Consider the following 25,065-nt stretch of genomic DNA (forward strand, 5'->3'; position numbering starts at 1 on the left):
TCATTTAAAAGAATAATATTCTGTGGAACAACTCGACGAAAAGGATGTACAGCTGCTAAGGCTTCTCCAGAAAAATGCAAAATTAACCGTAAAAGAACTCGCTAAAGAAGTAAACCTCTCTACCTCACCGGTTTTTGAAAGAGTAAAAAGACTGGAACAGGAAGGTTTTATTAAAAGATATGCCGCTGTTCTGGATGCTGAAAAGCTCAACCGCGGGTTTACCGTTTTCTGCCAGATCAAGCTGAAAATTCACGACAGATCTGTAGGCTATGATTTTGTAAAAGAAATTTTAGAAATTGAAGAAGTTGCCGAATGTTACAATATTTCCGGAGATTTTGATTTCCTTTTGAAAGTTCAGGTCCGGGATATGAAGCATTATCAGGATTTTGTATTCAATAAATTGGGATCTGTAGATTCCATAGGAAGTACACACAGCACATTTGTGATGGCTGAGGTAAAAAATAATCATGGACTGACCATTTAAATAATGGAAAATGGAAAACTTCAACAATGAAAGATGAAGAATCGGAAATTAAAAATGATATTCCGATAATCTAACTTTTGTATTAATAGACTCTGGCTTCAATTTTCCATTTTCCACTCAGTTAGTTTCCTTTAAAATCAGGACTTCGTTTTTCTATGAAGGCTCCAATTCCTTCGTTGTGATCTTCTGTTGTAAATAATTCCCCGAATAGAGCTGCTTCCTGCTTTAAACCATCTGTGATATGCAATTCAAATCCTGTATTTAAGGACTGCTTAGCTTTAGCAACGGCAACAGGGCCTCTGGAAGCAATTGTTATTGCTAGTTTCTGAGCTTCGTTCATTAATTCTTCCGGGGCAAAGACATGATTCACAAAACCAAAATCTTTGCAAGCTTCTGCGGAATAAAATTCTCCTGAGAAAACCATTTCTCTTGCTTTATATAAACCAATTGCTCTCGGTAACCGCTGGGTTCCACCAAAGCAAGGTAATAACCCCAGCGTGGTTTCCGGTAATCCGAATTTTGCTTTTCCGCTGGCCAGAATAATATCACATGACAAAGCCAGCTCACAGCCTCCTCCTAACGCAAATCCGTTGACCGCCGCAATGACGGCAAACGGTAATTCTTCAATAGCATTAAAAGCGGTTTGAGCTGCGATTGAAAACTCTTCGGCTTCTTTCGGGGTCATTTGCTGCATGGCTTTGATATCAGCTCCTGCAACAAAAGCTTTTTCTCCGGAACCTGTAATGATCAGTACCCGGATATTTTTATCTGATTTTATCTGATCTGCAAATGATTTCAGTTCTGTCAAAACCTGCTCATTTAATGCATTTAAGGCTTGCGGGCGGTTAATAGTCAATGTTCCGATATGACCATTCTGCTGATATATTAGTGTTTCGAAAATCATTATTTATTTGATTCTTTTAAGTTGATAACTGAGAATGAAAAATTTCCCATTCTTCATTTCTTATTTTATGCTTTTCCATTCAAGAATTGAATGATGCTCGAAAAGTCAATCTTCCCGTTTCCTGCTTCACTCCACATTCTGTATAAATTCAAAGCGGTATTTCCTAAAGGTGTAGATGTTTTGGTTTCCAATCCTGCTTCTGCGGCCAATCCCAGATCCTTTGTCATCAGATCAACAGCAAAACCACCAGAGTAATTTCGGGAAGCAGGGGCATTTTCCATCACTCCGGGATAAGGATTATACACTTCCAGAGACCAGTTTTTCCCTGAGCTTTTCTGCATAATTTCGCTTAAAACATCTGGATCAAGTCCGTGTCTCACCCCAAGGTTGATCGCTTCTGAGGTTCCGATCATATGAATGGCCAGCAGCATATTATTACAGATCTTTGCTACCTGTCCGGCACCGGATTCTCCGGCATGAAATATGTTCTGTCCCATACATTTCAGTATCGGGCGGGCTTTTTCGTAATCTTCCTGTTTACCTCCGACAATAAATGTAAGCGTTCCTGCCTGAGCACCGGCTGTACCGCCTGAAACGGGAGCATCTATCATTTTGCAGCCTTTTGAAACGGCAAGTTTTGCAACAGAACGGGCTGTAACAGCATCAATGGTACTGCTGTCGATCAATAATGTATTGGGTTTAAGGCTGTCAATAAATTCTTCAGAATACAGTTCTGCAACGTGTTTTCCTGAAGGCAGCATCGATATTACTACATCTGCTTCCTTAGCAGCAGACAAAGCAGATTCAGTAACCTGCCCTCCTGCAGCAGCCAATGTTTTTAATGCTTCTTCCGAAAGATCAAAACCTATTACGCTGTGACCTTTCTTTATGAGGTTTACGGCCATCGGACCACCCATATTTCCTAATCCTATGAATGCTATATTTGACATTTTTTAATTAAAAATTGATAGTTAAAATTTGAAAATCATTAATTATAATCACTAATTGGAAACCTTAACGAATTGAAAATTATCTGATAAATGGCTTATTTCCGATCTTCAGTTCTCAGTTTTCCATTATTAATTTTCCAGTTTTTAATGGAACAAAATAGGAGTCTACCCATGCTTCCGTAATCTCTTCCAAGGTTGCCGGAGACCATTTTGGAGACATATCTTTATCTACCAGTAATGCCCGCACTCCTTCTGCGAAATCCGGATGAATACAGCACTGGCAGGATAAATTCAGTTCGGATTGAAAAACTTCTTCCAGACTTAAATCTTTTCCTTCTTTCAACTGTCTGAAAATAATATGTGCAGAACTTGGGGAGCCGGCTTCAAAACTTTTCACCCCATTATTTATCCACTCATCTTTATCATTGTGACCGAGTAGTATTTCTCTGAATTCTTCCAGTGAACTAACTCCTTCAAATTTTCGGATGAATGATTCATGCAATGCTGCCTGGGAATCAGGAATATCATTTTGGGATACATTTTCCAGAATTTCTGAAACTATTTTATAAGGGTTCTCCTTCCAGTCTGCATGATGGAGGGCGTTGAGAATGGTTTCTTTTGAGGAAGATGCTGCATAATAATCTGCAAGACCTAAGAACTTACAGTCAGCACCGTCTAACCTTGCTCCTGTTAATCCCAAATAAATTCCGAATGCGGAAGGCATTTTATTCAAAAACCAGGTTCCGCCCACATCAGGGTACAACCCGATAGTGATTTCAGGCATTGCCAGTTTGCTTCTTTCAGTAACAATTCTGTGTGAAGCTCCTACCATCAGACCGATTCCACCACCCATTACAATTCCATGCCCCCAAACGATAACCGGTTTCGGGTAAGTGTGAATTGCATAATCTACCTGGTATTCTTTTGAAAAGAAATCAAAACAGTCCTGTGGAACCTGTGTTTTGTCAACTGAACGCTGCTCTATAATAGCATCATATAATTTTCTCACATCACCGCCGGCACATAATGCTTTTTCGCCGGCTCCCTGAAGAAATATACAGGCTATTTCGCTGGATGTTTTCCAGTCTTCCAAAACAGTTTTCAATTCTTCTATCATTTCTAATGACAACGAATTGAGTGTTTTTTCTGAATTCAGGGTAATGATTCCGACTTTATTTTTTATTTCTGTTAGCAGTACACTCATTTTTAAATTAGTTAAAAATTGAAACTTAAAATTTGAAAATGTATGATTACCATTTTCCGTCTTTCATGTATTGATTATCGTATTTGTAACGTAGCTCCTTCTTCTAATATTTTTCTTGAGATCACGAGTTTCATAATTTCGTTGGTTCCCTCAACTACCTGATGTACTCTTGCATCACGCATTAGTCTTTCTACTGGAAAATCCTGTGTACAACCGTAACCTCCTAATATCTGAAGCGCTTCATTGCATATATTGAAGCACATGTCCGTGGCCAGTCTTTTTGCCATAGCACAATAAGTTGTAGCATTTTTATCTTTAGAATCAAGCTTGAATGCAGCGAGTTGTACCATTTGACGGGCTGCAACCAGCTCAGTCACCATATCTGCAATTTTAAACTGAAGTGCCTGAAACTGTGCCAATGATTTCCCGAACTGCTGTCTTTCGTGCATATATCGCTGGGCCTGATTAATCGCTCCCTGCGCAGCTCCTACAGAACATGTTCCGATATTAATTCTGCCTCCGTCCAGTCCTTTCAGAGCAATTTTGAATCCTTCTCCCAGCTTACCCAAAAGATATTTCTCATCTACCTCAACATGGTCTAAAAATACAAAACGTGTGGGTTGTGTATTCCAGCCCAGCTTTTTTTCTTTTTCTCCGAAACTGATCCCTTTTGCATCGGAAGGGATTGCAAAAGCACTGATCCCTTTCGTTCCTGATTCTCCTGTACGAGCCATTACGATCAATACATCACTTTCTCCGGCTCCGGAAATAAAGGCTTTAGTTCCATTGATGATGTATTTGCTTCCCTTTTTTACAGCTGTCGTTTTCAGTCCTGCTGCATCTGATCCGGAACCTGGTTCGGTAAGACAGTAAGAACCTAATGTTCTTCCTGAAGCCAGATCCGGACATAGTTCCTGTCTGATTTCATCATTTCCGAATTCATCTATCATCCACGATACCATATTGTGAATGGTAATATATGCTGTGGTGGAAGGACATGCAGAGGCCAGTTCTTCAAATATAATTGCAGCATCTAACCGTGACAATCCCAATCCGCCGGCATCTTCACTTGTATAGACTCCGCAGAATCCCAGTTCGCCAGCTTTGGTAATGGCTTCTCTTGGGAATTCCTTTTGGGCATCCCATTCTGAAGCATACGGAAAAAGCTCTTTTTCAGCAAACTTTCTTGCGGCATCCTGAAATGCCAGCTGTTCTTCACTTAGATTAAACTCCATAGTATTTAATTGATAGTTAAAAATGAAAAGTGGAAAATTGTTACCCGAAAATTGATATCTTCTTTCAACTTTCCACTTTCAACTACTTAAGATTGATCGTCATATTCACACTTCCTCCCGGTACATCTTCTTCGAACCAGCGGGCAGTAACGGTTTTGGTTTCCGTATAGAAACGGACTCCCTGTTTTCCGTAAGAATGTAAATCGCCAAAGAATGATTTTCTCCATCCTGTAAATGAGAAAAACGGCAACGGAACAGGAATAGGAAGGTTAACTCCTATCTGCCCCACTTCAATTTCATGCTGGAATTTTCTTGCAGCTGCTCCTGAGTTTGTAAAAATTGAAGTCCCGTTTCCATAAGGATTTGCATTAATGATTGCTATCGCTTCATCCAGCGTTTCTGCCTTTAATAAAAGCAATGCCGGACCAAAGATTTCTTCTTTGTAAATATCCATATCCACAGATACATTATTAAACAAAGTAGGTCCTACAAAATATCCGCTTTCATAGCCTTCTACTTTACAGTTACTTCCATCCAGAAGTACTTCTGCTCCCTGATCGTAGGCACTTTTGATCAGTCTTAATACTTTCTCTTTGGATTGTTTATTGATCAGAGGACCAAACGCTGCTGATTCATCAGACCAGACACCCGGTTTGATCGTACTTAAAGCGGCTTTGATATCTTCTACCCAATTTTGTGCTTCTCCAACCAACACAGCCACACTGATCGCCATGCAACGTTGTCCGGCAGCACCACATGAAGCTCCCACCAGATTATTGATTACCTGCCCTTTATTGGCATCCGGCATTACTACCATATGATTTTTTGCACCTCCAAATGCCTGTACTCTTTTTAAATTGTCAGTTCCGGTTCGGTAAACATGTTCAGCTACCGGAACAGAACCTACAAAGGAAATCGCCTTGATTTCCGGATGATTCAGAATATGATTAACCTGGTCTTTGGCTCCGTGGACGATATTTAATACCCCTTTAGGAAATCCTGCTTCTAAAAACAGTTCAGCCATTTTCATGGAAGTCATAGGAGTCTGTTCGGAAGGCTTCAGAATAAATGTATTTCCGCATGCTATTGCCATAGGAAACATCCATAAAGGAATCATAGCCGGAAAATTGAATGGCGTGATTCCTGCACACACGCCAAGAGGCTGAATGTAACTGTAAGTATCGACTCCTCTTGCTACATTTTCTACGGTTTCCCCCATCATAAGAGTGGGAATATTACAGGCATGTTCTACAACTTCTATACCTCTCCATACATCTCCCATTGCATCGGCAAAGGTTTTCCCGTTTTCTTTGGAAAGAATTTCTGCAATTTCTTTTTGATGCTCTTTTAAAAGATGCTGGTATTTAAGAAACAGCCTTGCTCTTTCCGGCGTGGCAATCTCTTTCCATGTTTTAAAGGCTGTTTTAGCAGCTTCTATGGCTTCATCTATTTCTGACAGCTCCGTAAGTGGGACTTCTGCCAGAATCTCCTGTGAAGCGGGATTTTCTACAGGAAGATAGTTTTTTGTTGTACTTTCTGTAAAATTTCCATTGATTAATATTTTTACTTTTTGTGACATAGATTTCGTTTGATTGGAAATGGAGAATTGATCATCTTCAAAAAATATGGACTATTTATTAAAAACATTTTTTATTCTCAATCCTCCATTTTTTATTCTAAATTTTTAAATAACTAAAAGGTCTACAAATTCATTGACGTTAAGATTGATCAATGTTTCGTATTCCAGTGTATTTTCCAGTACTGTTTTCTGTTGTTTTTCAGGGAAGATACGGGCAAGATTGACCTTATATTTCCTGATCAGTTCAGGAATTCCTTCTTCTCTTCTTCGTTTGTGACCGATAGGGTATTCTACCACCACTTCATCCAGAACAGTTCCGTCATTAAGTTCTATGGTCATAGCATTCGCTATGGAACGTTTTTCCGGATCGTGATAATCTGTAGTGAACTGAACGTCTTCCACACATTCAATTTTATCGCGAAGAATATCAATTTCCGGATCTGAAGCAATGTTATCTTCATAATCTGCAGCGGTCAGTCTTCCGTAGATCAATGGTACAGCCACCATGTACTGAATGCAGTGATCGCGGTCTGCAGGATTGTTTAACGGTCCTTTTTTATCAATAATCCGTATTGCTGCTTCATGGGTACGGATGGTTAATTTTTTAATATCATTTGCTGTTTTTCCAAGGCCTCTTAATGTGTTGTGTAATGTCATTGCTGCTTCTACTGCTGTCTGTGAATGGAATTCAGCAGGGAAAGAAATTTTAAACAATACATTCTCCATTACGTAAGAACCGTAATCTCTCTGGAATTTGAATTCATTTCCTTTAAAAGAAACATCATAGAATCCCCATGTTTTGGCTGTTAATACAGATGGGTACCCCATTTCTCCTGTTTTAGCAATTAAAGCCAGGCGTACTGCTCTTGATGTAGCATCTCCGGCAGCCCATGATTTGCGTGATCCCGTGTTAGGAGCGTGGCGGTATGTTCTTAAAGACTGTCCATCCACAAAGGCTAACGACACTGCATTGATAATTTCGTCACGGTTAAGTCCGATCAGCTTTCCTACAACTGCTGTGGAAGCCAGTTTCACCAATAATACGTGATCTAATCCTACTTTATTGAAAGAGTTTTCCAAAGCCATTACTCCCTGAATTTCGTGAGCCATGATCATTGCTTCCAGTACCTGTTTCATTTTTAAAGGCGCTTTTCCTTCTGCTATGCTGGTTCTGGATAACCAATCGGCAGTAGCTAAAATTCCGCCAAGATTATCAGAAGGGTGCCCCCATTCTGCTGCCAGCCATGTATCATTGAAATCCAGCCAACGGATAATAGCTCCGATATTGAAGGCTGCCTGAATAGGATCCAGCTGAAATTGTGTACCCGGTACTTTTGCTCCATTTGGAACAACAGTACCTTTTACTACCGGTCCCAGAAGTTTTGTACACGCCGGATAAGTGAGCGCCTCCAGACCACATCCGATTGTATCTAAAAGACAGTAATGAGCAGTCTTCCAGGCTAAATCGTTTTTAATTTCATAGTTTAATACATAATCGGCAATATCTGCCAATACTTTATCAGGTTGTGGTCTTTCGTTTGAAATGTGTGAACTCATTTTTTTATCGTTGAAAAGTTTTAATTTATTGAAAATTGAGAATGAGAAAATTGAAAATACATTGCGCTTCAAAAATTATCGCTTATTGATTTTCAACCTTTTATTTCTCTTTATTTGCGATCGTTGATGGATACAAATTCTTTGTTTTCCGGGCCTGTATAATTGGCACTCGGGCGGATGATTTTTCCATCCTGTCTCTGTTCTATGATATGGGCACTCCATCCTGTTACTCTGGAGATGACGAATAATGGAGTGAACATCAGTGTTGGAACTCCCATCTGGTGATAGGATACGGCAGAGAACCAGTCAAGATTCGGGAACATTTTCTTTTCATTCCACATGATGGTTTCCAGTCTTTCTGCGATATTGTACAGCAGCATATCTCCGGCTTCTTCGGAAAGTTCTTTGGCTACTTTTTTGATGACTACATTCCTTGGATCTGAAATAGTATACACCGGATGTCCAAATCCAATGATCACTTCTTTATTGGCAATACGCTGGCGGATGTCACTTTCTGCTTCGTCCGGAGAATTATAACGGCTCTGGATCTCAAAAGCTACTTCATTAGCTCCACCATGTTTAGGGCCTCTTAAAGCTCCGATGGCTCCGGTAATGGCAGAATAAATATCTGATCCTGTTCCGGCAATCACGCGGCTTGTGAAAGTAGAAGCGTTAAATTCATGTTCTGCATAAAGGTTTAATGAAATCTGCATAGCTCTCACCCATGAATCTGCCGGTTTTTTACCATGTAAAAGGTGAAGGAAGTGTCCTCCGATAGTATCATCATCCGTTTCTACATCAATCTCTTTTCCGTTATGGGTGTAATGGTACCAGTACAAAAGTCCTGAACCAAATGAGGCCAATAGTTTATCTGCAATATCCCTTGCTCCTGCAATATTATGATCATCTTTTTCCGGCTGGATGCTTCCGATGGCAGATACCATTGAACGCATTACATCCATAGGATGAGCTGCTGCAGGGATACTTTTTAAAATATTTCTTACGGAATGAGGTAATCCTCTTAAAGATTTTAATTTGGCTTTATAGTTTTTCAATTGAGCTCCTGTAGGCAGCTGTCCGTAGATCAAAAGGTAAGCAACTTCTTCAAATTCTGCTTTTTCCGCAAGATCCAGAATATCATATCCTCTGTAATGCAGATCATTTCCACTCTTCCCTACACTGCAAAGTGCAGTATTACCTGCTGCTACCCCTGAAAGCGCAACGCTTTTCTTAGGCTTAAATGTTGGTTCACTGTTCGTTGACATTATCAATTATTTTGTTTAAAAAGGTTGTCTAGTTTCTGTTCGTATTCGTAATAACCAATGCTTTGATAGAGTTCTTCTCTGGTCTGCATGGTATTCAGTACATGGGCTTGTGTTCCGTCTTTACGAAGATGTTCATATACGTTCTGAGCAGCTTTGTTGGCTGCACGGAAAGCGGAAAGCGGATAAAGAATTAATCCTACACCTGCATTTTTTAGTTCTTCTACGGTATACAGCTGGATCATACCGAATTCTGTAATGTTGGCCAGAACGGGAATTCCTGTTGCCTCCACAAACTTTTGGTAAAAGCTCAGGTCCGGAACGGCTTCTGCAAAAATGAAATCGGCTCCTGCTTCTTTATAGGCGGCGGCTCTTTCTAATGTTTTTTCCAGTCCTTCATTAGCAAAAGCATCCGTTCGAGCTCCGATTACAAAATTTTCATCGGTACGGGCATCTGCGGCGGCTTTCAATCTGTCTACCATTTCTTCTTTGCTCACTACTTCTTTACCCGGGCGGTGTCCGCAACGTTTTGCTCCCACCTGATCTTCTATATGCAGCGCTGCAGCTCCGGCTTTGATTAGTGATTTTACAGTTCTGGCTACGTTGAATGCAGAGGGACCAAATCCGGTATCAACATCTACCATTAATGGCAGATCACAAACATTGGTGATGCGCTGAACGTCTATTAATACGTCTTCAAGAGTGGTAATTCCTAAATCCGGGATTCCCAAAGATCCTGCTGCAACACCTCCTCCTGAAAGATAGATCGCATTGAACCCTGCCTGCTGCGCCAGAAGTGCATGGTTCGCATTAATAGCTCCTACAATCTGAAGGGGACTTTCTTTTTGCATGGCCTCCCGGAATTTTAAACCGGGGGACTTCAAACTTTCACTTTTAGTCATTATAATATTTTATTGTTGAGTTGAAATTTGTTTACAGATGCTGTATAGAGATAGTTGTTGTTACCCGGATATAATTTTATCAGGGTAAACAATAAATAACAAGAAGAAGACTGATGGATATTTCCTGTTTTTTGTGATTCGGAATGGTGTACAACCCTGCCCGTACAGACCTGTATACTTGTAAGCCTGTTGCTATTCCTGCATAAATAATCGAAATCGGATAGGTACACTTTCTAACTTTTTACATTGATTAAATCCTTATAAAAAGTTCCTGATAAACTTCACAATGCCTGTGAGAAAGAAAAATTATGGTAAAGGAAAATACGGTGAACTATAGTGTAATGAAGAGCATATTGCCCCGTTACCTACCTGCCTCACAAAATAACATGAACTTCAAATCGTTTGACTGCACTGTTATCCATATCGTATCATACCTGACTATAAGCTTCAGACCGCGAAAGCATCGTCAATTCGAAATAGGCAGGTCTCCTGACTTGTAACAGTTTTTATCGTCCTTCCCATATATGAAAATATACAGTGGACCTTTATTTTGATAAAAACCTTTGTTTGTTACTTACAGTTGCGCGACAGTTCGTGATTTGCACACGATTCCCTTTTAATACACAGCTAAGTGTAACCATTTTCGGTTGATAAAGAAGATGTTAAGAACTCCTTGGTGGTAAATATAAGGTTTTTATAAAAACAGCCAAGAGATTTTATGCAAACAATAATTATTTAATGTTAAAGCACTGATAATACTATACTTAAAAAACGATAATTCACAAAACAGATATTATAATTCAGCTAATAACATTAATTTTTTGTTACTAAATTCTTAAGATATGACCTGAAAAAATTCGACAACGTTAAAGAAACCATCTGTTTTACGGCTTTTCACCATGCCTATTTTCTCTTTGAACTGTTCATTGATTTTCATGTTCCAAAATCCGGATATTATCAGCTCGTTTTTCTGTAATTCCAAATGGCAAGACTGTTCAATATAACGGCAAAAATGGCAAGATATCCAAGTTCTGTTCTTACTTCGGCTAATCCGCTGCCTTTCAGGACTACCAGACGGACGACTTTGATAAAATGAGTTACCGGTGTAAGACTTGATAAAACTCTTGCCCATTCAGGCATACTGTCTGTACTGGTGAATAAACCGCTCATCAGCATAAAGATCATCATAAAGAAAAAAGCTATAAACATCGCTTGCAGCTGAGTATCTGCAAAGGTTGAAATCAATAGTCCCAGTCCTAATACTGCTATCAGATAAACCGCAGCAAAAAGGTATAAAACCAGGAGACTTCCTTTGGGAAATATTCCATACACAACGTACATAACGATAAGTCCGACTGAAAATACAATCATTCCCACAATCCAGAAAGGAATGAGCTTTCCGAGGATAAACTGCCATTTCTGAATTGGGGTGACATTGATCTGCTCAATGGTTCCTATTTCTTTTTCTTTCACGATATTAAGAGCGGTGATAAAGCCACCAATCATCGTCAGCAGCAATACCAGAATTCCGGGAACCATAAAATATTTATATTCAGCCCTTGGGTTATACCAGTTGGTATTTGCTACTGAAATTTTTGCAGAAGGTTCAAGTAAAGTACCGTCAGGTAATTTTATATTCACATCAAGATTCCTGTTGAAATCTGCTAAAACAGACATAAGATAAGCTCCTCCCAATGATGATTTTGTTCCGTTGATAGCATCTACGGAGAGATTGAGCTTCTGACTTCCTTCACGCACAAGATTACGTTCAAAACCGGAAGGGATTTCCAGCACCAGATCAGCATCACCGTATTCAATCATTTTTAATCCTTCTTTATAGGAACCAGGGTTACCAATCATTCGGAAATAGCCTGAAGAGGCAATTTTATTTTTCAATTCTCTGGAATAACTGCTGTGATCACGATCTACATAGGCTACATTTACATTTTTCACTTCAAAATTGGCTGCCAGAGGCATAATGATCAGCTGAATGGTCGGCATCATAAACATCATCGCCAGAATGGTTTTATCCCTTATAATCTGACGGAATTCTTTCTGTAGTATAAAGCTTAATATTTTCACTTTGTCTGATTGGTTTTAAGGGTTTACAGCCTGATTTTAAAATTCTTTAATGCAATAAACAATAATCCCGATGCCATTACGACCAAAACAAGTGTTTCTTTCCATACATAACTGAAACCAAGTCCTTTCAGCATCACTCCTTTAATAATTGCATAATAATATTTTGACGGAATAATGTATGAAATCCATTGAAATACTTTGGGCATATTTTCTAATGGAAACATAAAACCTGTAAGTATCAATGTGGGAAGCATCATTCCCATCATAGAGATCATCATTGCGGTCTGTTGTGAATTGGTAATATTGGAAATCAGCAGCCCCAAAGAAAGGCAGGTAATGATAAACAAAATACTTTCTGCAAAGATCAGAACAAGGCTTCCCCGGATTTCTACATCCAAAAGGAATACGGATAACAACAGAATGATAATAAAATCGATCAGTGAAAGTACAAGATATGGAACCGCCTTTGCTATAAGCACCATAATAGGTTTAAATGGTGAAACCAACAATATTTCCATTGTTCCCAGTTCTTTTTCACGAACAACCGCTACAGAGGTAAGTGCTGTACTTACAATCATAAATACCAAGGCAATTACACCCGGAATAAAATTAAGTGATCCGTTTTGCTCTTCGTTATACAATTGCCTTATTTCGGGAATAATCTGATAAGCCGGCTTTTGTGTCGGATTCAGCTCCTGCTGGTAATTGCTGATGATGTTGTTCAGATAATTGGTTACTGTAGTTGCGGTATTGGGATCTGAAGCATCGGCGATCACCTGAATCTGTGTTCCTTCGGTATGATAAAGATCTGAACCAAAATTATTGGGAAATATAACGGCACATTTTATTTCTCCTTCTTTAAATCGTTGTTCTATTTCTTTTTCATTTAAAGCCGGTTTTCTGACCTGAAAATAGGAACTCGACCGGATTTTTGAAATAACCTGCCCCGATTGTACGTCATGGGCATTGTCCAATACGGCAATTCCGATATTTTTCACTTCACTGCTCAATGCAAATCCGAAAAGAAGGATCTGTGCAATAGGCATTCCGAAGAGAATAAGTAAGGTACGCCGGTCACGGAATACGTGATAAAACTCTTTGCGTATAAAGGCAGAAAGCTGAACAATAAGTGTTGAAAAATGGGATCGTTTTTTCATTTTCAATTTCCGGTTTTAAGTCATCAGTTGTCTCCTCTTTTTGCTCCTCTGGCCAGCTGAAAGAAGACCTCATCCATGGTTTCTGCATTGAAGCGCTGTTTCAAATGGGCTGGGCTGTCCAGTGCTTCTACGCGACCGTCTACCATTACACTGATCCTGTTGCAGTATTCAGCTTCATCCATATAATGGGTGGTTACAAATACGGTAATTCCGTTAGCAGCAGCTTCATAGATCATATCCCAGAATTGTCGTCTTGTCACGGGATCTACTCCACCGGTGGGTTCATCCAGAAAAACAATTTTAGGTCTGTGAAAAATAGCTACTGAAAAAGATAGCTTTTGTTTCCAGCCGAGGGGAAGTTCTCCCACCAGTTTTTTGGCTTCTTTCTCCAGTCCTAATGTTGTAACCAGTTCGTTGCTCCGTATTTTTATTTCAGGTCTTGAAACACCATATACTCCACCGTAGAATTCAATATTTTCCAAAATGGTAAGATTGTCGTATAAAGAAAATTTCTGGCTCATATACCCGATATTCTTCTTTATTTTTTCCTGTTGTCTGTAAACATCAAAGCCTGCGACGGAAGCTTCACCTGAGGTAGGATATGAAAGTCCGCACAGGATACGCATTGCTGTCGTTTTACCTGCTCCGTTGGCTCCAAGAAAACCAAATATTTCGCCCTGATTTACATCAAATGATATATTGTCAACTGCTTTAAAATCGCCAAACTGTTTGGTCAGATTTTTACAGATAATTGCTTTTTCTCCTGTTGAAGATTGTGAGGCTGAAATTATTTTTTCCATGTTACTTCGTTTTATTTTCAGTTTCCATCAATTGAATGAAACAGTCTTCAATGGTGGGAGTAACGGCTTTAACTTCCAGTCCGGCCAGCCCTGTCTTTTCTGTAATTTCCTTTACACTTTGTATATCCGCATCATCGGATTTTATGGTAAGGTGCAGATATTCTCCGAAAGCATAGCAGCTTTCCACCTGAGGATCAGCCCGTAAAATCTTAAGCAGCTGATCAATATGATCTGCTTTGGCTGCAAATAGTTTTTTGGGAAAGCTTTTAACGATATTATCCGGTGTATCAATCGACATAATGCTTCCTTCCTGAATCAGTGCGATACGGTCGCAAAGGGTTGCTTCATCCATATACGGTGTTGAAACAACGATACTGATTCCCTGTTTTTTCAGCTTATCCAGCATTTCCCAGAATTCTTTCCGTGAAACAACATCTACTCCTGTGGTGGGTTCATCCAGAAACAGTACATCGGGTTTATGAATCAGGGCGCAGCATAGGGCAAGCTTTTGTTTCATACCACCGGAAAGTTTACCGGCTCTACGATCACTAAATGGCTTTATCTGTTCATAAATATCTTTGATGAGATCATAATTTTCCTCAATGGTTGTATTGAAAACCGTTGCAAAAAATGTAAGGTTCTCTTCAACGGTTAAATCCTGGTACAGCGAAAAACGACCGGGCATATATCCTACCCTGTTTCGGATCTCACGATAATCTTTTACCACATCAAAATCTTCTACCGATGCGGCTCCGCTGTCTGCCAGCAACAGTGTTGTAAGAATCCGGAAAATAGATGTTTTGCCTGCACCATCCGGGCCAATCAGCCCAAACAGTTCACCTTTGGATACTTCAAAAGAAACACCATTAACCGCTCTTACATCACCATACGTTTTAACTATATTTTTTACGCTTACTGAAACCATTGCTAACTGGAAATTTAATGAGTTGAAAATACCGGTCGTTTTCTTTTTTTCTATTCTGTATTTTGAATATCAATTATTTATCATTGAAAATTACTTCTCCGTACATCCCTATTTTCAGATAGCCGTCATTTTTTACTTTCACTTTGATAGCGTATACGAGATTGGCTCTTTCATCTTTGGTCTGAATAGTTTTAGGTGAGAATTCTGATTTGTCTGAGATCCAGATGATCTTTCCCGGATATTCTTTATAGTGATCTTTCCCATTATCAATCCTTACTTTAACCTCTTGTCCGATTTTTATCTCTGATAATTGTGTCCCTGTGATATACGCTTTCAGATCAAGGGTTTCGGTATTGGCTATTTTATACAAGGGTTTTCCTATTACCTGCATTTCACCTTTCAGCGCATAATTGGTGAGTACGGTTCCGTTAATCGGATTAATGATCTGTCCTTTATTGATCTGTTCCTGAAGTTGGGCGGCAGCCTTTTCCATCGGAGCTTTTTCACTTAATATACTTCGGTTTTGTGTATTGGTGTTGTAGGTATTTACATTCAGCTGCTGCTCTGTTACTGCGATCTGTTTTCTTAACTGGTCAATGGAAGCATTGATATCATCCAATTGTTTACGGGTAGCGGCATCTGCTTTAACCAGGTTTTCTGTACGTATCTTTTCTCTCTGCTGCTGGGCAAGCTGTGATTTTTGCACTTCAAGCTGTCTGCGTACGAGTTCTGTCTGATCATTGGGCTTTACGGTTTTCTCACTTAATGCGGCAATACTGGCCTCGGTTTGCTCTTTCTGGAGTTCTACAACCTTCACGTCAATCTGTCCTATATCCTCTCCTGCTTTTAGCTGCTGTCCTTCCTGAACTTTATAAGAAAGCAATACACCGTTCTGCTCTGCCGATACAATTACTTCATCTGCTTCAAAATTTCCGGAAGCATCAAAATCAATTTTTTCTGTACAGGCATTCAGTATGAATGCCGCTGAAATAAATAGAGTCAGTTTTTTCATTTTTTTACGATTATTATTTATTGCCTGTTATAAATTTTTGATTGTATCTCGCCTGTAACAGCTGTATCTCGTGCAGTATTTTGTTCTGCCGCGCCAGATTTTCTGCGTTTACTTTCTGTATATATTCGTGAATGGTTATTACCCCGTTGCTCAATTGAGCTTCAGCGGATTTTACCACCGAAGCACGAAGTGAAATTACTTCTTCATCTTGTCTGATAAGAGTTTGGTATTTCTTTACATTTTCATCCTGCTGAGCGAGATCAATTTTTGTATTCAGCAAAAAAGTTTCTTTATCTGCTTCTACAGCCTGCTGATTGAGAAGCGTTGTACTCTTTTTATTGGATAGTGTATACAAACTGTTTAATGACCAGCTAAACTTTACCCCGGTTACAAACCAGGGACCAAATTTGTTTTCTAAAATATTCAGGGTCGGTCTTCCATATGCTCCCTGAAAGAAGGCACTTACCTGTGGAAGATAGCCTGAACTCAATCCTTTTTTCTCAACTTCATACATCGATTTCTGTAAATCGAATGCTTTCAATTCCGGTCTGTTTATTGTTGACTGAAAACTTTCGGTTTCAGGAATTGATAATTCCGCCACATCGGTTACATCTTTACCGATGAATAATGACAACATCTTCAAATATGCTGCTCTATTAGCTTTGTATTCAGTTCCTGCCATTTCGGTATTGATAATTTCCGCTTTCAGTTCATCAAGATTACTTCTGAATGCTACCCCGTTCTTTAAGGCTGCTTCTGTCTTCTGAATCTGAGTGTTCAGATTGGCTTTGTTGAGATCATTCTGTTTCAATTGTTCATCCATCAGCAAAATGGAAAAGAAAATAGTATTGATCCTGCTGTTGATACTGTAAAGGCTAGTTTCAATATTCTGCACCTGAAGTTCTCTGTTGGCATTAATGAGATCTTTTTGGTTGCGGGTACTTCCACCGTCATATAAAAGCTGGCTGACTTCACCTTGTATTTTATATTGGTCTTTGCTCAGCGTTGGTGGTGTTATTCCCATTATTGCGGCATTGCTCCCAAGGAGGTCACCATAATTCACTACTTCTGACTGATAGGTTGCCTGTCCGGAAAAATTTACCTGCGGGAGAAATTTTTTATTGGCATTCTGAATGTCGAATTCTCCGGTTTTCGTAATCAGATCCAGCTTTTTAATAACCGGATAATTCTCTTTTGCCAGCTGATAGCATTCTTCAAGGGTGAGCTGTCCTGTTTGTGCTTTAATACCTTGCGTCATGCTATACAGCAAAAGAACTGAGGTAACGTATTTTAATCCTTTAATCATCATATTTTGGGGCATTACAATGGTTGGAAATTATTTTAAACAAACCTTAAATGTATGATTTAATCATTTGATTAATTTATAGTCAAAAAAAATTATTCTGCTTTCATCATGCTTTTTATCCAGATAGGAATGAGTCTTTTACGTTCAAGCATCATTTGATTAAATGCTGCATTCTGAAGGCCGGATACTTCCATGATCATTGGTTTTCCAATAAAAGGAAAGATAATTAACCCCATCAAATTCATAAAGAAATGAAAAGGATTAGGTTCTGTTATTCTGCCTTTTTTTACCGCTTCTGTATGCTGCCTGAAAAAAACGGAATTGAGCAAAGTATCTTTCAATGGCAGTTTATGCAGTAATTCCTTGGGATTATTGCGCATTTCAGCAATAATAAAAGTAGGAATTTCCGGTTCCCGGATAATCAGATCGATATAACGGCCTGCCAGTTCTTCGGTTTTTGTTTCCAGTGTCGTTCTTTCATCATTCAAAACAATTCTGATACTTTGTATAAATCCTGACAAGGCTTCCAGGATGATGATCTCAAACAATTTGGCTTTGCTCCGGAAGTAATAGTTCAGTAAGGCAAGGTTGATATCTGCTTCTTCAGCAATATCTCGTGTTCTTGTTGCTGCAAACCCTTTCTTATAGAATACTGTACGGGCAGCTTCTTTGATTTTCTCTTCCGTTGAGGTGTCCAGTTTTTTTGTTTCCTTAGTTTTTGCCATCACATTCAATTCTTTTACAGAACAAAGGTAGATATTTTTTTATAATTTAATCAAAATTTTTAATCAAATGATTAAATTTAAATCATTCAATATAAATAAGATATAAAGCTTCTCTTATTCTTCAGTCTATTTTTTGAAAACAGAGGTGTTGCTTTGGCTTGTAATAAGATGTTCCTTCTGCCCTTTTAGTTCAATATATTTTTTATGAATTACCGGAATTGTTTTGGTCTTTCTTTACGGAACGCATTTTCCACAATTTCATCAATCCTTTTGGTACGGGTTTCCGGTCGTTTTGCAAGTGCAATCCATTGCAGCAACATCTTTTTCATAGATTTGCTTAAATCTAGAAAATAGTCTTTAGAACCGCTGTAATTGGTAAATGCATGATCCAGATCATCAGGTATAATAAGATCTTCCACGGCATCCAGAATAGTCCACGAACCGTTTTCTTTAGCCATTCGGATAGCATCATGCCCCGCCTGCATCATCAGTTTATTTTCTATCAGCTTTTCCACTTTTTCTTTATTGATCTTCGACCAGGTTCCGTTAGGTTTTCGCTTACTGAATAACTGCTTAAAAGAACATTCGTCCACAGTCTTTCTCGTACTGTCTATCCAGCCGAAACATAATGCCTCATCCACCAGTTCACTCCAGCTTACTGTTGGCAATCCTGATTTTTTGGTATTGCAGACAATCCAGACGGACTGCTCAGATAGATGATTCTGCGCTAGCCACTGTCTCCATTCTGTTTTTGAATTTATAACTATCATATTTCCGTTATTGGTTCAATCAAAGATATGACCTGTTTATGACAACAGTTTGTCAGGAGCATATTTACAATCAATAATAATATTAAAAGTAGTCTTTTTTATTATTTTTTTGAAACTACAGACTATTATAATTTAAATTACATAAAACATTGAATTACAAATAATTTAATAGATGTTTTATATATTTGAATAAGAAAAAAACACCTAATTTATCTTTTTAAGACAGCCCATGACACAGCCAAAATATATATTAAACGAAGAAAGCTTTACCCATCTTATTCATTCGAAAGCATTACCTGATGATGACGAATACTCGTTTGATATAGATGACACGGAAATAACCATAAAAAAGCCTGATGACAATGGAGACAGCGGAGGCAGTATTTTGATTATCAAAGATCATATTGCTCTTTATCTGAGCAAGGTAACGGAACAGGGATATGAATTTTTCTTTCCGATGTACAGAGAAAATGAAGAAGATTCATTTCAAACAATAACAGAAAACAGCCCTGAATATATCCTTAATTTTGCAAAAAATATATGGTCAGCTATTGTAGATCATGTAGACACAATGGAAAACGAAAATGGAGATGTTGAAAAAAAATCCTCTTTTAACACGTTTAAAAAACAGTTCGGTATTTATCAGGTTCCTCATGATTTGGAAAAATTATTTGAATTTGAACAAAAACATGGTGCAGAAAATTATGCCGAGAGTTTTTGTCTTTACAGTTTCAATAAGGCCGGACTAAAAACGTACTCGGAAGAGCCGGGCTTTTTAAATTCATTTATAGAGTTTGCAACAGCTACCGGCGGAGGAAGCACGTATGCTTTTTGGGTAATTAGTGAGGATCTGGAGAAATGTCCTATTGTTGTTTTTGGTGATGAAGGCGGAATCCATTTAACTGCTAAAAATATAATGCAACTTATTCACCTTCTTACTTATGATACGGAAATTACTGTAGGCTGGGACAATGCCTATTTTTTTAAAGATGAAGAGTACGCTGCTGAAAGTGAAGAACGGGAAGCCTTTTGGCACTGGGCCAAAGAAAACTTTGACTTTGACCCTATTTCCACAGACGAAGAAGCTGATGCCATTATCAAAACTGCACGGGACAAATATGTTGACAGCTTCTATGATTTTCTCGTCAAATATGATATCGATACAAGTGAGGGGTATGAAGACGTGAAAGCACACAGAAAGCGTTCCACATTTGAGCAAAATTTTGAAATTGGCAAATGTCCTAAGGAACTCCTGCTGTTATATGATTTTCAGGAAAGACATATCAATTATGCACAGTATTTTTATCTGCAAGGTTATGATAAAACTATTTTGAAACAGTGGAATCCACATTCATCATTTATAAGTACGATTTGGCCTTTTGCCCGTGCCAACAGTTTCGGAGCCATATATGCATTATGGGATGACGGAACGGGAAAGGAACTCAACGAAATGCCTGTCATTGTACTAAATGAAGGAAATAGTCCCGATATAATTGCCGGAAATATTTTACAACTCCTTCATCTTCTTACCTTCGATATTGAACCGGTAATTAATGATGAATCCTTTATGCTCTACAACAACAAAGATAGCTTTGCTCCAAGTTTACATACTGAAATGTATTGCAGCTGGCTGAAAAACAATTTCAATCTAGGTGCTGTGGAAGAGCCATTTGAAGAGATTATAGATCCAGCACAGGAAAAATATAGTGATGCTCTCTGGGAATGGGAAAACAATTTAAAGGATTAATTATTTTTGCTGTACATTAAAAACCGTACCTGCGGGATCAGTAATCCAATGCATATTTTCAGGGAGTTCTTCAATTTCATCGCAGGTTTCCACACCATTTAACTGCAGGTATTTTGTTGCTTCTTCTACGTTAGGAACAGTAAGCTGCAGCCAGGTTTCGGAATGGGTATAATTATCCACACAATCCAGCCATATAATATTGTTTCCGAATTTCACTTCATGGGTTCTGGAAACGGTGGGATTATCAATTGGCTTTTCTACCACTTCCAGCTTCAGAATATCCTTGTAGAAGGTAACTGTTTTTTCGTATTTATTTTTTGGAATTTTTATGGCGATATTAATTCCGGCTTCAAATTTTGTATCCATATTATATATTTTGATGGTTATACAAAGTAATTGAACTGATGTGCAAAACCTCTTGTCTTATGGCAAGATTTGATTAAAATCAAATCTTATAAAAAACAAAACCACGCAAATCAGAGATTTGCGTGGTTTTCTAAGGATAATAACTTTCTTCTTAATAGAAAAATATATTCTCTATCTGCATTTACTATTGTAGGAAAGTATTTTCACTTCTTTACCATCAAAGTAAAAACATCTGTAATGAGGATCGCTATAAGAAAAACTCGGTTTTGAGCTATCTATGATCTTCACTTTTTCAACAGAACCATGATAAAAATGTTGTAAATCCATAGACTTATCTTCACTTAATAAGTATATGGTATCATTTTTTATAATTTCAACTCCTTTTATATTAACCATTTTAAAGTTGGGCTCAAAATCTCCCATTTCAATAAAAATACTATCCTTCTTTTTTAAGAAGAAAAGACTAAGATTATTAGATTCTGAAGCATCCATTTTTCTTAAATCTTCTTTATAGGAAGTTATTTCTTTTTTCAATTGGTCATTAATAACAACTTTTTGATAAAGATATTCTTTAGCATTTTCTGTTTTCTGCTTTTTACAGGAAAACAAGACGAGGAGAAGTAAAATAAATTTACTTCCTTCTAAAAGAGGTCGTATCATAATATATAAAATGTGGTCTGTTATCAGGGTTTCCAATATAAATCCAAGGGTTAGCTTTAATCTGCCCGGGATAATTATCAAGCAGATTCTCCTGAGTGGGTCTATCACCTTTTTCAACATTATAATCTATACTTCCATCAGAATTAAACCCTGAAGGAAAATTAATTGCATCATATCTTCCTTTAAGCAGATGATTATTCGTAGGATGATCATAAATCAGCATTTGATGTGAATGCCCGGATCCAACCAAATCATAACCGGAATCTAAATATCGGAATATTGGGCTCAACAATACTTTATCATCAAGGTGATTACTGTTTATTATTGTAACTGAGCCGCTTGAAAACAGCCCATTTTTGGTTAAATGATTAAAGCCCCATTCTTTTTCTGTGTTGGCAGCTAAAAAGTAAAAATAGTTCTTAATCTGCTTTGTTGAGAGAGATGTTTTCTCAAATGTGATTACAGTTTCATTAGGCTTAAATGTCTTAAAATAATCATCTTTAACCAAATCCTGACGGGCATTCTGCATAAATTCTTTGCTTAGTTTTATTACTTTTGAATCATTCCAATTGTATAATCTATCAAATTTTTCTTTGGTTCTTCTTATCAATTCAAACTTCCCGTTTCTATTGACTCTATAATCATCAGTAGGCTCATTTCCATCAGGATCAATAAATCTCATCGGATTATTAAATACATAATTGTATGGACTGTGTCTTGTCATTTTCTCTGCCAAAGGATCTACCGTCCCCCATCTTCCCAACTCCGGCATATACATTCTGGCTCCGTAATCATACATTTTGGTCTCAGCCTGGTATTCTTTCCCATTATAAGCATAACTGTAATTAGGAGACAATGAACCAAAGATATTCACTCCGTTATCACCAAACGTCAATCCGAAAGGATAATAATCATTCGTCCTGTCAACCACTGCATTGTTATTAATTCCTTTGTAGAAGGCCAGACGGATGTTACCCAGATGATCTTTATACTGGTAAATATACTTATTTTGAACAAAATCAAAATAGCCTTCTGTAGTTGGTACAAATTGAAGGACCAAGGTCGGGGGAGCAGGATCAAAGATTATTCCTGAAGATTCCCCGGTATACTGAAACCCATCAAGATAATCTGTCATTGAAGTGACTCTATTATTGTTTCTTCCTGAAAAATAACCGTAGTCCTTATGCAGCTTAACTCCATCCGCTCTGTAAAGATAGGAGATATTCTCCATTAAGTAATTTCCAAATATATCAGAAATTGAGGTCTTCTTCTTTATCCCCTTGGGTAAATTAAGCGGGTTATACGCTATTTCTGAAATCCCTTTATCATCTTGATCGATCATATTACCGTTATTATCATAATGAATAAGTGATCCTGAAGTATCAGGGTAGCCAAAATGGTTCAACGAATAATCTGTAACAGTATCAAGACGGTTCCCTGTATATACATACGATAGATTATCGATCAGCTCTGCTCCTACGTTAGCCGCATTTCTATATCTCTTAAGGCTTGCTATATTTCCATTGAGATCATAGGTTGTACTTTCATTGTAATAATTGTTTTGAGGAACAGAGGCGCTCGGTTCGGAATAGATTCCATCTGTAAGCCTGTTCAGATTATCATATTTGTAATTATATCTTTTAAGAATATTATCACGAGACGTGCGCCAGTCAACTTCCGCAATATTACCATTGAACCTTCCGGAAGACACATTTGAGTAGACAGGGGAAGTATATTTTACTTCATATCCGAATAATTTTCCGTTAAGATTAGCCGGATCATTGATTTTGGTTATCCAGCCACGGATGTTATACGTAAAATCTATCTGCTGAAGTGGTGATGCGGCGGCAATTCCTCCTACTTTTTTGCTTTCCAGCTGAGAAAGTTCATTGTATTTGTTCTGTGCTAAGAATTCTACAGGATTATTGTCTACCTGGTGAGTTTGTACCAATAATCTGTTTTGAGAATCATAAGTGAAATTTTCTGTAATGACTCTGTCGATATCAACATCTAATCTCTTATGTGTAATTATCTTTTGCTGAATAGCTCCTGAAAAATCCAGTTTAGAATCTATTTTTGTACGTCCTCCCAAATGGTTCATGGAATAAGATCCTATGGGCCTTCCTTTTCTGTCAAAGTATGTGTAACTTTTGGTCCACCTATCATCTTCCATATTTTTAATCATATTCATTACCGGAAGCCTGTCTGTACTAAATCCATCGGCATCAATAGCTTCCTTCAATGTAGGTTCCCCTAAAATATCTCCTGGAAAAGGCGGATTGAAGGTATATTGAGGGTATGTATCATAATAGTTCACAGAGAGAATGGTCGGAATCTCATTAATGAAGTAGTTTTCTGTATAATAAACAGTCATTCCGTTACGTGTAAAACCTGTTGCACTTCTGCTTTCCGTAATTACTAGATTATCAATTTCATTTTGTCTTGCTGCTCTTTCTCCTCCTGTTAAGAATCCTGTATAAACAACTCTTCCAAATGTATCATATTTGGTAATCATCCATTTATTTTCCTTCTCTTTTAAATTGGTATCCTGAAACAAAATCAATCTGTCAGCCTTGTCATATACCATATATTCTCTGCCTTTACCCGGAAGTTTCTTTTCTACCAAACGATTTTTATTATCATATTTATACTGATAACAAAGATCATTAAGTACAGAATTAATATCTGTCACTATTGATGCTTTGGGAGGAATCACGAATACAAGCTGATCATATTCGTTATAAACATAATATGTACTGGCACTTTCCGTAGTATTGATCATCTTTTTTACCAATACCACCTGGCCTTTGCTGTTTTTAAATTCTATAGTCTGATTTTCGTCTTCATCCGTAATAATATTTTTATAGAGCTGCCCAGCCGGATAAGCGCCTGTGATGTTTATATCGGAAGAAGTAACTCCATTAATCCAAGCAGTGTTAGAAGTATACTTTTTTACTTCACCATCTGCATTGGCTTCATAACTAAACTGAGCAGGATGCGCCTGCCATGGGGTTCCTGGTTGTATCTGAGATAAAACTCTATCCAAAGGTGAGCTTTCAAGATTTTTGTGTGTAAAAGCCCTGCTATCGCCATGATAGGTCTGAGCAGCTCCCTCAACTCCTGACTGAATTCCACCATTCAGGGTGGACATAGGCACTGGAAGCCAGGAATCTACCTGTCTTCCGAAAACATCAAAAGGTACTGTAGATACCAAATCATTTCCTGATGGTGTTGATTTTATATTAACGGTTTGCTTAACTCTACCTAAACCATCAAAATATTGCACTACTTCTGATTGTTTAGCAGTTGAACTTGTAGTAGTTACTGGCTCAAGGTAAGTTCTGGTATGTATATAGTTTTCAGCGGGACTTACCTGTGCCAGAGAAAGGCCTGATACAAGCAGTGTACTGATAGGAATTATTATTTTCTTCATGGTTT

The 25,065-nt window shown here is 38.1% G+C and carries 21 protein-coding genes and 1 riboswitch; of the genes, 2 read left to right on the plus strand and 19 right to left on the minus strand.

Translation table 11 applies throughout. The annotated features are described in order from the left end of the window. Positions 1-22 precede the first annotated feature (22 nt). Complete coding sequence (locus F3J23_RS11920) at positions 23-484, plus strand: Lrp/AsnC family transcriptional regulator (protein WP_167028869.1); 462 nt, start codon at positions 23-25, stop codon at positions 482-484. A 121-nt stretch (positions 485-605) separates the two neighbouring features. On the opposite strand, the gene F3J23_RS11925 is transcribed toward F3J23_RS11920, so the two are convergent. The 16 genes from F3J23_RS11925 to F3J23_RS12000 all read right to left on the minus strand — a co-directional run bounded on the left by F3J23_RS11925 (position 606) and on the right by F3J23_RS12000 (position 18,854). Next, positions 606-1,388, minus strand: coding sequence for an enoyl-CoA hydratase/isomerase family protein (locus F3J23_RS11925; RefSeq protein ID WP_167028872.1), 783 nt, complete (start codon positions 1,386-1,388; stop codon positions 606-608). Between the two features lie 65 nt (positions 1,389-1,453). Further along, the gene (gene mmsB / locus F3J23_RS11930) at positions 1,454-2,338 is read right to left on the minus strand and encodes a 3-hydroxyisobutyrate dehydrogenase (RefSeq protein WP_167028874.1); all 885 of its coding nucleotides are present in this window, start codon (positions 2,336-2,338) and stop codon (positions 1,454-1,456) included. Positions 2,339-2,453: 115 nt separating this feature from the next. Further along, positions 2,454-3,542 carry an enoyl-CoA hydratase/isomerase family protein gene (locus F3J23_RS11935; RefSeq protein ID WP_167028877.1) on the minus strand — a complete coding sequence of 363 codons (1,089 nt, stop codon included), beginning with the start codon at positions 3,540-3,542 and terminating at the stop codon, positions 2,454-2,456. Positions 3,543-3,616: 74 nt separating this feature from the next. Beyond that, positions 3,617-4,777, minus strand: coding sequence for an acyl-CoA dehydrogenase family protein (locus F3J23_RS11940; RefSeq protein ID WP_167028880.1), 1,161 nt, complete (start codon positions 4,775-4,777; stop codon positions 3,617-3,619). Between the two features lie 82 nt (positions 4,778-4,859). Then, the gene (locus F3J23_RS11945) at positions 4,860-6,356 is read right to left on the minus strand and encodes a CoA-acylating methylmalonate-semialdehyde dehydrogenase (protein WP_167028883.1); all 1,497 of its coding nucleotides are present in this window, start codon (positions 6,354-6,356) and stop codon (positions 4,860-4,862) included. Positions 6,357-6,461: 105 nt separating this feature from the next. Further along, positions 6,462-7,913, minus strand: a complete 1,452-nt coding sequence (locus tag F3J23_RS11950; protein WP_167028886.1) for a bifunctional 2-methylcitrate dehydratase/aconitate hydratase — start codon at positions 7,911-7,913, stop codon at positions 6,462-6,464. 110 nt (positions 7,914-8,023) lie between these two features. After that, complete coding sequence (gene prpC / locus F3J23_RS11955; RefSeq protein WP_167028889.1) at positions 8,024-9,178, minus strand: 2-methylcitrate synthase; 1,155 nt, start codon at positions 9,176-9,178, stop codon at positions 8,024-8,026. A 2-nt stretch (positions 9,179-9,180) separates the two neighbouring features. Further along, positions 9,181-10,077, minus strand: coding sequence for a methylisocitrate lyase (gene prpB, locus F3J23_RS11960; RefSeq protein WP_167028892.1), 897 nt, complete (start codon positions 10,075-10,077; stop codon positions 9,181-9,183). A 461-nt stretch (positions 10,078-10,538) separates the two neighbouring features. Next, a riboswitch (cobalamin riboswitch) is annotated at positions 10,539-10,734 on the minus strand. Between the two features lie 300 nt (positions 10,735-11,034). Then, positions 11,035-12,159, minus strand: coding sequence for an ABC transporter permease (locus F3J23_RS11965; RefSeq protein ID WP_167028896.1), 1,125 nt, complete (start codon positions 12,157-12,159; stop codon positions 11,035-11,037). A 23-nt stretch (positions 12,160-12,182) separates the two neighbouring features. Continuing rightward, positions 12,183-13,316: an ABC transporter permease gene (locus F3J23_RS11970; protein ID WP_167028899.1), complete on the minus strand. Its 1,134-nt coding sequence runs from the start codon at positions 13,314-13,316 to the stop codon at positions 12,183-12,185. 23 nt (positions 13,317-13,339) lie between these two features. Beyond that, positions 13,340-14,116, minus strand: coding sequence for an ABC transporter ATP-binding protein (locus tag F3J23_RS11975; RefSeq protein ID WP_167028901.1), 777 nt, complete (start codon positions 14,114-14,116; stop codon positions 13,340-13,342). Between the two features lies 1 nt (position 14,117). Further along, positions 14,118-15,041, minus strand: coding sequence for an ABC transporter ATP-binding protein (locus F3J23_RS11980; protein WP_167028904.1), 924 nt, complete (start codon positions 15,039-15,041; stop codon positions 14,118-14,120). Positions 15,042-15,114: 73 nt separating this feature from the next. After that, positions 15,115-16,053 (minus strand): HlyD family secretion protein, encoded by a 939-nt coding sequence (locus F3J23_RS11985; protein WP_167028906.1) that lies wholly within the window; start codon positions 16,051-16,053, stop codon positions 15,115-15,117. A 13-nt stretch (positions 16,054-16,066) separates the two neighbouring features. Next, entirely contained in the window at positions 16,067-17,362 is a 1,296-nt protein-coding gene (locus F3J23_RS11990) for a TolC family protein (RefSeq protein ID WP_228455327.1), read from the minus strand. 89 nt (positions 17,363-17,451) lie between these two features. Next, the gene (locus F3J23_RS11995; protein WP_167028909.1) at positions 17,452-18,084 is read right to left on the minus strand and encodes a TetR/AcrR family transcriptional regulator; all 633 of its coding nucleotides are present in this window, start codon (positions 18,082-18,084) and stop codon (positions 17,452-17,454) included. Positions 18,085-18,293: 209 nt separating this feature from the next. Then, positions 18,294-18,854, minus strand: a complete 561-nt coding sequence (locus F3J23_RS12000; RefSeq protein WP_167028912.1) for a YdeI/OmpD-associated family protein — start codon at positions 18,852-18,854, stop codon at positions 18,294-18,296. Between the two features lie 229 nt (positions 18,855-19,083). Here F3J23_RS12000 and F3J23_RS12005 point away from each other — a divergent pair, with 229 nt between their 5' ends. After that, complete coding sequence (locus F3J23_RS12005) at positions 19,084-20,601, plus strand: hypothetical protein (protein WP_167028915.1); 1,518 nt, start codon at positions 19,084-19,086, stop codon at positions 20,599-20,601. Here the strand turns inward: F3J23_RS12005 and F3J23_RS12010 are convergent, their stop codons facing one another. The 3 genes from F3J23_RS12010 to F3J23_RS12020 form a co-directional block, all read right to left on the minus strand. Then, a complete protein-coding gene (locus F3J23_RS12010; protein ID WP_167028918.1) occupies positions 20,602-20,967 on the minus strand; it encodes a hypothetical protein in 366 nt (121 codons plus the stop codon). A 171-nt stretch (positions 20,968-21,138) separates the two neighbouring features. Next, positions 21,139-21,627: a hypothetical protein gene (locus tag F3J23_RS12015; RefSeq protein WP_167028921.1), complete on the minus strand. Its 489-nt coding sequence runs from the start codon at positions 21,625-21,627 to the stop codon at positions 21,139-21,141. Continuing rightward, positions 21,599-25,060, minus strand: coding sequence for a DUF6443 domain-containing protein (locus F3J23_RS12020; RefSeq protein WP_167028924.1), 3,462 nt, complete (start codon positions 25,058-25,060; stop codon positions 21,599-21,601). The genes F3J23_RS12015 and F3J23_RS12020 overlap by 29 nt, the downstream gene beginning before the upstream one ends. Between the last annotated feature and the right edge of the window lie 5 nt (positions 25,061-25,065).

This window comes from Chryseobacterium sp. Tr-659 (genome assembly GCF_011752975.1).
Lineage (GTDB): Bacteria > Bacteroidota > Bacteroidia > Flavobacteriales > Weeksellaceae > Chryseobacterium.